Source organism: Streptomyces sp. NBC_00388 (assembly GCF_036061255.1).
Taxonomy (GTDB): Bacteria; Actinomycetota; Actinomycetes; order Streptomycetales; family Streptomycetaceae; genus Streptomyces.
This window is the reverse complement of the sequence record NZ_CP107948.1, coordinates 5,965,362-5,974,991: the sequence shown is the minus strand read 5'-3', so window position 1 is coordinate 5,974,991 and position 9,630 is coordinate 5,965,362. Positions and strand designations below refer to the sequence as shown.

At 68.7% G+C, this 9,630-nt stretch carries 11 protein-coding genes; 9 read left to right on the top strand and 2 right to left on the bottom strand.

The window, feature by feature from the left end:
* Window positions 1-484 precede the first annotated feature (484 nt).
* A complete protein-coding gene (locus OG917_RS26670) occupies window positions 485-706 on the top strand; it encodes a hypothetical protein (RefSeq protein WP_328320318.1) in 222 nt (73 codons plus the stop codon).
* Between the two features lie 307 nt (window positions 707-1,013).
* On the opposite strand, the gene OG917_RS26665 is transcribed toward OG917_RS26670, so the two are convergent.
* A complete protein-coding gene (locus OG917_RS26665) occupies window positions 1,014-1,997 on the bottom strand; it encodes an Lrp/AsnC family transcriptional regulator (protein ID WP_328320316.1) in 984 nt (327 codons plus the stop codon).
* 96 nt (window positions 1,998-2,093) lie between these two features.
* Here OG917_RS26665 and OG917_RS26660 point away from each other — a divergent pair, with 96 nt between their 5' ends.
* Complete coding sequence (locus OG917_RS26660; protein WP_328320314.1) at window positions 2,094-2,882, top strand: inositol monophosphatase family protein; 789 nt, start codon at window positions 2,094-2,096, stop codon at window positions 2,880-2,882.
* 79 nt (window positions 2,883-2,961) lie between these two features.
* Entirely contained in the window at window positions 2,962-3,273 is a 312-nt protein-coding gene (locus OG917_RS26655) for a putative quinol monooxygenase (protein ID WP_328320312.1), read from the top strand.
* A gap of 139 nt (window positions 3,274-3,412) precedes the next feature.
* Here the strand turns inward: OG917_RS26655 and OG917_RS26650 are convergent, their stop codons facing one another.
* Window positions 3,413-3,931 (bottom strand): hypothetical protein, encoded by a 519-nt coding sequence (locus OG917_RS26650; protein WP_328320310.1) that lies wholly within the window; start codon window positions 3,929-3,931, stop codon window positions 3,413-3,415.
* A 190-nt stretch (window positions 3,932-4,121) separates the two neighbouring features.
* Here OG917_RS26650 and OG917_RS26645 point away from each other — a divergent pair, with 190 nt between their 5' ends.
* The 6 genes from OG917_RS26645 (at window position 4,122) to OG917_RS26620 (ending at window position 9,624) form a co-directional block, all read left to right on the top strand.
* Window positions 4,122-5,237 (top strand): PP2C family protein-serine/threonine phosphatase, encoded by a 1,116-nt coding sequence (locus OG917_RS26645; RefSeq protein WP_328320308.1) that lies wholly within the window; start codon window positions 4,122-4,124, stop codon window positions 5,235-5,237.
* Window positions 5,238-5,745: 508 nt separating this feature from the next.
* Window positions 5,746-6,903 carry an ATP-binding protein gene (locus OG917_RS26640; protein WP_328320306.1) on the top strand — a complete coding sequence of 386 codons (1,158 nt, stop codon included), beginning with the start codon at window positions 5,746-5,748 and terminating at the stop codon, window positions 6,901-6,903.
* The gene (locus OG917_RS26635) at window positions 6,900-7,304 is read left to right on the top strand and encodes a roadblock/LC7 domain-containing protein (protein WP_328320304.1); all 405 of its coding nucleotides are present in this window, start codon (window positions 6,900-6,902) and stop codon (window positions 7,302-7,304) included. The genes OG917_RS26640 and OG917_RS26635 overlap by 4 nt, the downstream gene beginning before the upstream one ends.
* Window positions 7,301-7,681: a DUF742 domain-containing protein gene (locus OG917_RS26630; protein WP_328320302.1), complete on the top strand. Its 381-nt coding sequence runs from the start codon at window positions 7,301-7,303 to the stop codon at window positions 7,679-7,681. Before OG917_RS26635 ends, OG917_RS26630 begins: the two co-directional genes overlap by 4 nt.
* On the top strand, window positions 7,656-8,246 hold the full coding sequence (locus tag OG917_RS26625) for a GTP-binding protein (protein WP_328320300.1): 591 nt from the start codon (window positions 7,656-7,658) through the stop codon (window positions 8,244-8,246). The genes OG917_RS26630 and OG917_RS26625 overlap by 26 nt, the downstream gene beginning before the upstream one ends.
* Before the next feature lie 10 nt (window positions 8,247-8,256).
* Window positions 8,257-9,624, top strand: a complete 1,368-nt coding sequence (locus OG917_RS26620) for a cytochrome P450 (RefSeq protein WP_328320298.1) — start codon at window positions 8,257-8,259, stop codon at window positions 9,622-9,624.
* Window positions 9,625-9,630 lie beyond the last annotated feature (6 nt).

Here is a 9,630-nt window from a genome sequence, read left to right as displayed (position 1 = left end):
GGTCTTCGACAATCTTCGGGCTGTCTTTGATCTGGCCGTGGACGACGGCCTGATGAGGAAGTGGAGGCCGGGCATATCTGACCGTCGCCTGGGATGACACCGAGAAGATCCGCGCCGAATTGCCGGACCGTTTCAAGGTACTCGTCGACTGCGGTCGCGGCCTGGGTCTTCGTCAAGGAGAGATATTCCGCCTGTCTCCAGATGACATCGACTGGGCGCACCCGGACGGCCCGATGGTGCACGTGCAACGGCAAGTAGTCCACGACGGCTCGTTCCTGGCATACGCCCTCCCCAAGGGTGGAAGCGACCAGGATCCGAAGGACCGGTGGGTCGAGTTGACCGACGACGTGGCCATCCCCCTGTGCGAGCACATGCAGAAGTACCCGCCGGTCGAGGTAACCCGACCGTGGGGCAGCAAAGGCGGCGACCCGGTCACGGTGCGGCTGATCTTCTACACCCGGGAGAAGACCGCCATTCAGTCGAATTGGTTCAACTCCTACCGCTGGAAGCCGCCCTGGCGTCGGCCGGCCTCATCAAGCCCCTTGAGCCCGACGCGAAGGGACGACGCTGGCAGAAGTCCCGCGACGTGATGATGCACGCGCTCCGACACCTGTACGCGTCGATGGTGATCAACGGCGGGGTAGACGTGTACACGCTCGCGGACCGCCTCGGACACGCCGATCCCGCGTTCGCCCTGCGTAAATAAGTGGACCGGGTCGTGGGAGCCGGTTCCACGGTCCGCATCGCGGTCCGGAGCGACTACACCAGGGCTGCGTGACTCCTGCTCCGCTCGGCTCGTGCAACAACCGTGCAAGGTGATCTTCGAGAGGAGGCATTTGCACAAGTCAGAAGCTTGTCTATGAGTTCCGCGACATCTGAGGTCACCCGGGTGACAGGCCCGGCGCCCCACGCCCCCTCCGGACCGGACTGCGCGCACGCGGTCCGGAGGGGGCGTTCCGGCATCGGCAGGTCTTGTCGCGTGCTCGGCGCCGGCCTGCGCGCCCCGGCATGATTCACCCCTCGGGGGACGGCCGGCCGGACGGCGTGCTGCCCGGCCGCTTCACTGCGTGGCCCACCAGCACGGTGTCGATGCTGGTGATGGACAAGGACGCGAGGTCCTGGGTGATGAAGCGGTGGAGGTCTTCCAGGTCACGCAGCCACACGGCGGCGCTCAGATTGGCCGGTCCGGTCAGGGCGAGGACACCGTGCACAGCCGGGTGGGCTGCCAGGACGCGCCCGGCGGCGTCGAGATACGCGGGCGGGACCTGGAGGTAGAGGTTGGCGTCGACGTCCAGGCCGAGTCGGCGGGGGTCGACGATGACGTGGGGGATCAGCGCGCGTCCCCGCAGCAGTGCCCCCAGCCGGCGCCGGACCGTCGACTCGGGGTGCCCGGTACGCGCGGCCAGGGCGGCGGCACTGACCCGTGCGTCGCCCAGGAGGACGTCCGCCAGCTCCCGGTCGAGCGCGTCCAGCCCGGGCACGGGCCCACTCGGCGGCGGCGCCGGGGTGAGCTGGCCGCGCTCCGCCCCGGTGAGGGCGTCCAGCTTCCAGTCGGTGGCGTCCGCGTAGACGTGCAGTACCGTCTGGGCGCTGACAGAGGTGATGGCACTGGTGGCCGGAAGCTGCCGGAACACCAGCCGGCCGCGCTGCCCGGCGGAGGCGGACACGACGGCGGTGATCTCGTCACCGCCGGCGGACATGTCGATGAACGGGATGTCCGGGCGGGCCGCGAGGGCCGCACTGATCGTGTCGAGTCTGCCGCGCAGCACCTTGATACGCAGCAGCATCGTCGTCCCCGGTGCCCCGCGATGCGGCACTGCGATGACCCGGGCGGCCCCGCTGCCCAGCAGTCCCGCCAAGCGCTGGTTGACCACGCGGGGACTCAGGCCCAGGACGCGTGCCGCGCGCTCCGTGGTCAACCGGCCGTCGCACTGGAGAGCCGCGATCAGCCGCTGATCGAGCTGATCCAGCACCTCTGGCTCCACGTGTGTCTTCATATTGGTGAGTTTCGCTCATTCCAGTGCCGGTATCGGCCGGTCACGCCCACGGGTTCGCCAAGGTTGGGACATCAGCCCCCACGACGGGAGAACACCATGAGCAACGCCGCACTGCTGCCCCCGATGGTCCAGGCCGCCCGCACGGTCGGGTCCTGGCTGGCGGAGCGGGACCGCCCTCGGCCGGCCCGCACCATGGCCGGGTTCAGGGACGTCTTCGACGCCGTCGACGCTCCGGCAGCCGCGCTGCTGCGCGAGCGGTTGGACACGCTGCGGCCGGGCGTGCCGTGGGCCGACGGCCTCTACTCACGGCCGCTGCCGGACGGTGAGTGGTGGGTGGTGGACGTCATGGACGGGGCCGTGCAGTACCTGCAGGGCCTGCCGCACTGGTGCGTCAGCCTCACCCTGGTGCAGGACCGGGAGCCGGTCGCTGCCGTACTGCACAGCCCCGTACTGGAGGAGACCTACACGGCAGCGCGCGGCCACGGCGCCCACCGGGGCGGCGCACCGATCTCGCCTTCGGCCAAGCAGGATCTCGCGGTCACCCTGCTGGCCACCAGTCAGCCGCCGTTCACAGCCGCCCAGCCCTGGGCCGCAGCCGCTGCCGGCCACTCCCTGAGCGCGCTCCTGCCGCTGGCCGGCGCCATCCGTAACTTCGGCCCCACGTCCTGGCAGATCGCCGACACCGCCTCCGGCCGCATCGACGCGTTCTGGCAGTACGGCCGCGACGACGAGAACCTGCTCGGCGCCGCACTGATCGCACGCGAAGCCGGCGCGCTGGTCACCGACGCCTCAGGCGCGGCGTGGGAAGCCGGATCGGACAGCTTCCTGGCCGCACCGCGCGCCCTGTACCAACAGATACTGGCTCCCCTCGCCGGGCACCGCTGAGCCCCGGCCGCTCCCCGGCCACGAGGTGCGAGCCTTACCGGTACGACCATCAATGCGTTGCCGAACCATGGAGGTCAGCGTGAGCGTCCAGGCCACGAATACCTTTCACACCAAGGCCGGCCGGGGCGGCGAACTCATCGCCACCCTGCGGCAGGTCCTGCCCGGCACACTCACACACGACGGCTGCGAGGAGATCCGGCTGTGGCGTGACCAGGACGACGAGGACAGGGTCGTGTCCGTCACCCGCTGGGCCACCCGCGACGACTACGAGGCGTACCTCAAGTGGCGGGACCTCAAGGGCGACACCGCGATGTTCCGGGAGATGCTGACCGAGGACATGGAGATCCACTACTACGACGAGGTGTGCGCAGGCGGGCCGAAGGCGACCTGACGAAGGAGCCCTTCAGAGCCGTACTCCGGAGGCTGCCGCCCGCTCAGCGGCTCGGTGGATCGGTGGCTCAACGGCTCGGTGGCTGTGTGGATCAGTGGCTATACGGCTCGGTGGCTGTGTGGCTCAGCGGCTCAGTGGCTCAGTGGCTCAGGATGTTCGCCGCCACGATGAAGAGGCCGAGGAGCATGTCCACGCAGCCGGTCCGGCACGACCGGGGCCAGCCCCGCCCGGCCACGCGCGCGGCCCAGAGCCCCCAGCCGAACAGCGCCAGGGTGTTGATGAGCAGGGCGACCGCGATCGCCCCGTCCTCACTCCACCATCCCGCGTACGCGCCGAGCAGGGCAGCCACCGTGGGCAGGGCCGCGGCGGGCAGCGGCCACTCGACGAGCACCGAACGTACGGTGCTCGTGGTGACCCGGTCCCCGTCGGCCGTCCGGTGGGCGATGGCATGGGCGTAACCGTGCGCAGCCGCCGACGCGAGCGAAGTGAACATGATCCAGAGCGCGTCGTACCCGGGATTCGGGCTGCCGTGGTCGTTGTCCAGCGCGGCAGCCAGCGCACTGGCGAGAATCGTTCCGTAGATGCCGCCGAACAGCAGTCGTTGCAGCGGCTCACCGCGCCGGGCCGGCGGCGGGGGGACGCTCGGGCTGTCGGGCAAGGTGCTTCCTCCCACGGCGAAGAGTCATTCCGTACAGAGGGATACAACCGCATACCACCCTGATTGACCCGTATCTGCGCACCGGCGCCCCGGAAGCGCGACCCGGCACGGAGGCCATCGTGCCGCCGCGCCGTTGGCCGCGGCGGCTGTCACGGGGAGCGGGCGCGGCCCCGGTGAGGTATCCAGAGATATGAGCCCGCTGCGGATACTGCGCCCGCTCCACGAGCCCCGAACGCACTTCAGGGCGCTCCTCGTGGTGCCGTTCGCTCTGATCGCCGCCGTCACGGTGCTCGATGTCACCTCGTCGCCGGACGTCCACCTCGGCCCGTTCCTCGTGGCGGCCCCGGCGATCACGGCGTCGTTCGCCGGAGCACGTACGACCGCTGCCGTCGGCGCCGTCGCCGTCCTGGCCCAGTCGCTGGTCGCCGGCGCGCGCACCAGCATCACCGACCTCAATCACATGTACCAGATCGTGGCACTATTCCTGATCTCCGTCATCGTCACGTTCTTCGCCCATCTGAGGGACCGGCACGCGCGGGAGATGAGCCATCTGCGCTGGGTGGCGGAGGCGGTGCAGCGCGTCGTGATGCCCCCGCTGCCCGAGCGGATCGGGACGCTGCGGATCGCGTCGCGCTACCTGGCCGCGGAGGCCGAGGCGCAGCTCGGCGGTGATCTGTACGCGGTCACCCGCGCGTCCGGCGGGACACGGGTGATCGTGGGCGACGTACGCGGCAAGGGGCTCGACGCGATCGGCGAAGCCGCCCAGGTCCTGGGGGCGTTCCGGGCCCTGGCCCACGAGGAGCCGGGGCTCTCGCAGACCGTCGCCCTGCTGGAGGCCGGGGTCGCGGCGAGCAGCGAGGGGACCCCCGCGGACGACGACGAACGCGGTACGGAGACCTTCGTGACTGCGGCCGTGCTGGACGTCCCCGACTCCGAGCCGGAGCTCCGGCTCGTCAGCTGCGGCCACCCGCCTCCCCTGGTGCTGGGGTCCGGCCAGGTGCGCTCGCTCGACGTCCGGGAACCCGCGCCTCCGCTCGGACTCGGAAGGCTGGGCGGCCCCTCCTTCGCGGCCCAGACATTCACCTTCGGCGTCGGGGACATCCTGCTGCTGTACACGGACGGCGTCATCGAGGCACGCGACTCCGCGGGCCGGTTCTATCCGCTGGCCGACCGGATCACCTCGTGCCGCACCGACGCCCCGGACGCGCTGCTGTCGGATCTGTGCGCCGATCTGCTGCGGCACGCGGACGGCCACCTGGGCGACGACGCGGCCATGGTCGCCATCGAACGGCTCGCGGGTCCCTGACAAGGCGGCGCGCCGGCGTGACGGCCCACGGAGCGCGAACCCCGGTCCGGCGGCTCGCGCACGGCTCTGCGCCCGATTTCCGGTGCATGGTGTCCGGCCGGCGGTCCCGGACGTCCTGCGGACATCCATCCCGAAGAATTATCAATCGTGACCAAACGGGCACGTCCGGCAAATAACCAACGCCCACAAGACCCCATTTGAGAACCTTGCTGAATTTCCGTCAGATGCCAGAAACACAACGATTCCCCGGGAACGTCACCCCATCGTGTGGTGCTAAGATCATCACGCTTGCCAGGCGGAACCAAACCCGCTATGGCGCTTAATCGCGCAGCGCGTCGGGCCAGAATTCCGCCATCTCGGGGGGAACTATGCCATCAGCCGGGCCTTTCGAGGCAGTCGGGCAGGAGAACGCGCGCGATCGATCCCGAATGTCTGCGGCTACGAGTGCACTCGACCGCGCCCCCGAGACATCAAGCACCCGGCGGCCCCGCCACCCGAAGAGAGCCTTATGACTCAGTACCTCCAGGATCCAGCACTCTGGGCTTTGATAGCTGGTACGCCTGTCGCCGCAACCGCGATCGTCCGCGGAAGAAAGTCGCTTTCGAAGCTGCGCACGGAGAAGCAGGAACTCCGAAGCCACTACGCGACTCTCGAAGAACATTACGCGGAGTCCGTCGAAGAGGCGAAGGACCGGGCCGAAGAGGCCACCAAGACCGCTCTGAAATCTGCCATGCGGACACTTCAGGGTCTTGCGAGTGAACAGCAGCTCGCCATTTCCAAACTCCAGGACAAATACGGAGAGCTCCAGATTCTCCAGGACCTCCTGGACATCGATCACATGAATTCCCAGTTCGCACGGCGTGCCCAGTCCATCGCCGTGCTCTGCGACGGCTGGCTCGGCCGTCAGCGCACGGACGCGTCGCTCTACGACGTGGTCCGCAGCGCGAAGGGCCGCATCCGCCACTTCACCCGTGTGGAGATCCGGACCCAGAGCCACTTCGCCATCGTGAGCCGCGCCGTCGAACCGGTCGCGCTGACACTGGCCGAACTGCTGGACAACGCCACCAGTTACTCCGCGCCGGAAACCATGATCGAGATCAACATCCGGCCGGTTCCCAAGGGCGTCTGCATCATCGTCGACGACGCAGGTGTCGGCATGAACGAGGAAGAGAAGAGCCGCGCCGCCAAGCTCCTCTCGAGTGAGCGCTCCCCCGGTGTCGCGGGGCTCGGCAACCCGCCGCAGTTCGGATTCACCGTGATCGGCGTGCTCGCCGCACGCTACGGATTCAGTGTCTCCGTGGACACCACGTCGCCCTACGGCGGTGTGCGCGCGGTCGTGCTCCTGCCCGACGATCTCCTCACCTCGATGCCGGAGCCCGCCCCCCAGCCCGAGGCGAAGGAGATTCCCACCGTGGCCGCGTCCGCCCCGATGCCGCCCGAAGAGGATTCGGCGGCAGCACCCGCAACGGCCCCTGCGACCACCTTCGGCGGACTGCCGAAACGCAGCAGAAGGGGACCGATCTCCATCGTGCCGGAAGCCGGCGCCGAGGCCGCTCCTGCCAGGTCCACCGAGCAGATCGCCTCCGTCATGGGGGCGTTCCAGCGGGGGACCCAGTCGGGACGCCGTTCCACCAGTGCAAGCAGCGAAGGGCCTGAGACTCAGTGAACTACGACCTGTCATGGATGCTTGACAGCGCCCTTGAAGTCCCCGAAGCGCGGCACGCGATCCTCGTCTCGGCCGACGGCCTGCTCATGGCCCGCTCGAAGGAGGTCGGCAAGGACCACGGAGACACCATCGCAGCCGCGATGAGCGGCATGCAGTCCCTGAGCCGCACGGTCGCCGACTTCTGCGGCGGCCCGCCGAGCAACCGGCCCCAGTGGCGCCAGACGCTGGTCGAGTTCGAGCACGGCTGGGTGTTCCTCATCTCCGCGGGAGAGGGCGCCTACCTCGCCGTCTCCGCCTCCCCCGAGGTCGACATGGCGGAGATCTCCTTCCGTATGCAGCAGCTCGTGGGCCAGCTCGGCAAGGCACTGACCAGTCCCCCGCGCGAGATTGCCGACGCATGACCGGCACAGAGGAACCGGACCAGGAGCCGGAAGCCCCGCAATTAGTGCGTCCTTACGTCATCACCAACGGCCGCAGCCTGGTGGACGACCACGAGCTCTCGCTGATCACGCTGATCACGGTGGCCGAGAACTGCCCGGCGACCGGCCAACTCGACCCGGAGAAAAAGCGGTTGGTCGAGCTCTGTTCGGGGGGCTACCTCGCGGTCGCCGAGATAGCCGGACACACCCAGTTGCCCGTCGGTATTGTCCGCGTCCTGCTCGCCGATCTCACCGATGCGGGATACCTCTACACACGCAAACCCATCCCGCGGGCCGAGCGTGTCGAACGGCGCATACTCGAGGAGGTGCTGAATGGCCTTCAAGCCCGTTTCGGATAGCGGCGTCTATCTGAACGAATCAGTGCAGACCGCGGCGAAGATACTCGTGGTCGGTCACTTCGCAGTCGGCAAGACCACGTTCATCGGCACCATGTCGGAGATCCCTCCGCTGCGGACCGAAGAAGTCATGACGCGGGCCGGCGAGCAGATAGACGACCTCAAGGGAACGCGCGGCAAGACCACGACCACCGTCGCGATGGACTTCGGCAGGCTCACGCTCAGTGAGAACCTGGTGCTCTATCTCTTCGGAACACCGGGCCAGCAGCGCTTCGTCCAGGTGTGGGAAGACATGTCGCGCGGAGCGCTCGGCGCCCTCGTACTGGTCGATCCCGAGCGTCTCCAGGAGTCGTTCCCCGTGATGGACCTGGTGGAGCAGTACGGCATTCCGTACACCATCGCCGTCAACCGGTTCGACATCGGGACGCATCACGAGGACAGGGAGATCAGGGAGGCGCTCGACCTGCTTCCCGAGACGCCCCTCGTGAGTTGCGATGCGCGCGATCAGCGCTCGTCCGCGAATGCGCTGATCGTCCTCGTGCGCTACCTCCAATCCCGCCTCACCTAGGAGTTCCCCCATGCGATCCCACTCGGAGCCCTCCCCGCCGCCGGGCTGCCCGGCCCACGACACCGCCCCGCGCACCCCGCTGTACACCCAAGAATTCGCCAGGGACCCGCAGGCCCACTACACCTACCTGCGGCAGTTCGGTCCCGTCGCACCCGTCGAGCTTGCCCCCGGTGTGGATGCTTCGCTCGTCACCGACTACGCCGCGGCGCTCCATGTGCTGCAGAGCCCCGACACCTTCGTCCGCGACTCGCGGCGCTGGCGCGCCCTGAACGAGGGGCAGGTGCCGCTGGACAGTCCCGTGCTGCCGATGATGGCGTACCGCCCTGGGCCCCTCTTCGAGGACGGCGCGCGGCATCTGCGGCTGCGCCAGGCCGTGACGGACAGTCTGGGGAAGCTCGACACACACCAGTTGACCCGGATGGTGGAGCGCACCGCCAGCTACCTGATCAGTCAGTTCAGCGGACGCGGCACGGTCGATCTGATCGGCGACTACGCGCGCCTCGTGCCGCTGCTGGTCTTCAACGACCTCTTCGGCTGCCCGGGCGATCTGGGCGACCGTGTCGCCTTCGGCATTTCCGGGATCTTCGACGGTACCGACGCACAGCGGGCGAACGAGGTGCTCACGGAGGCGCTGCTCGAACTGGTCGCGCTGAAGCGGGCCCAGCCCGGCGACGACATCCTCACCCACCTGCTGCAGCACCCGGCCGGGCTGAGCGACGAGGAGATGCTCCCTCAGCTCATCCAGCTCATCGGTGGCGGATTCGAGCCGATGTCGAATCTGATCGGGAACGCCCTGCGGGTCCTGCTCGCGCAGGGCGGCCAGGGCGACGGCCCGAACGATGGTGTCGTCCTCGTGGAGGACGCCATCAACGACGTCCTGTGGAACAGCTGCCCGATAGCCAACTACGCCACACACTTCCCTCTGTATGACGTCGATCTGTCGGGCAGCAGGCTGAACGCCGGGGACCCGGTACTCATCTCCTTCGCCGCGGCGAACGCCGACCCGAGCCTCTCCGCAGGCCGTGGCACGGTGAGCAGGCGCGCCCATCTGGCCTGGGGGGCGGGCCCGCACGCCTGCCCGGCGAAAGACCCGGCGATGATCATCGCCGTACAGGCCATCGAGAAGCTGCTCAACGAACTGCCGGATATCGAGATCTCGGTGGACCCCGACGCTCTGGCCTACCGGCCGGGCCCCTTCCACCGGGCACTCGGCGCACTGCCCGCCCGGTTCACCCCGGTCAGGAGCGTACCGGCGCGAACCGGCACCACCCAGGACGCGGTTCGCACCCCCGGAGGCGGCCACCCGGCGGCGGCAGCCCCCGCCACCGCCCAGAAGGGCAAGTTCTGGAGCGGGTTCCTGGCCTGGTGGAAGGGGTGATCGGAC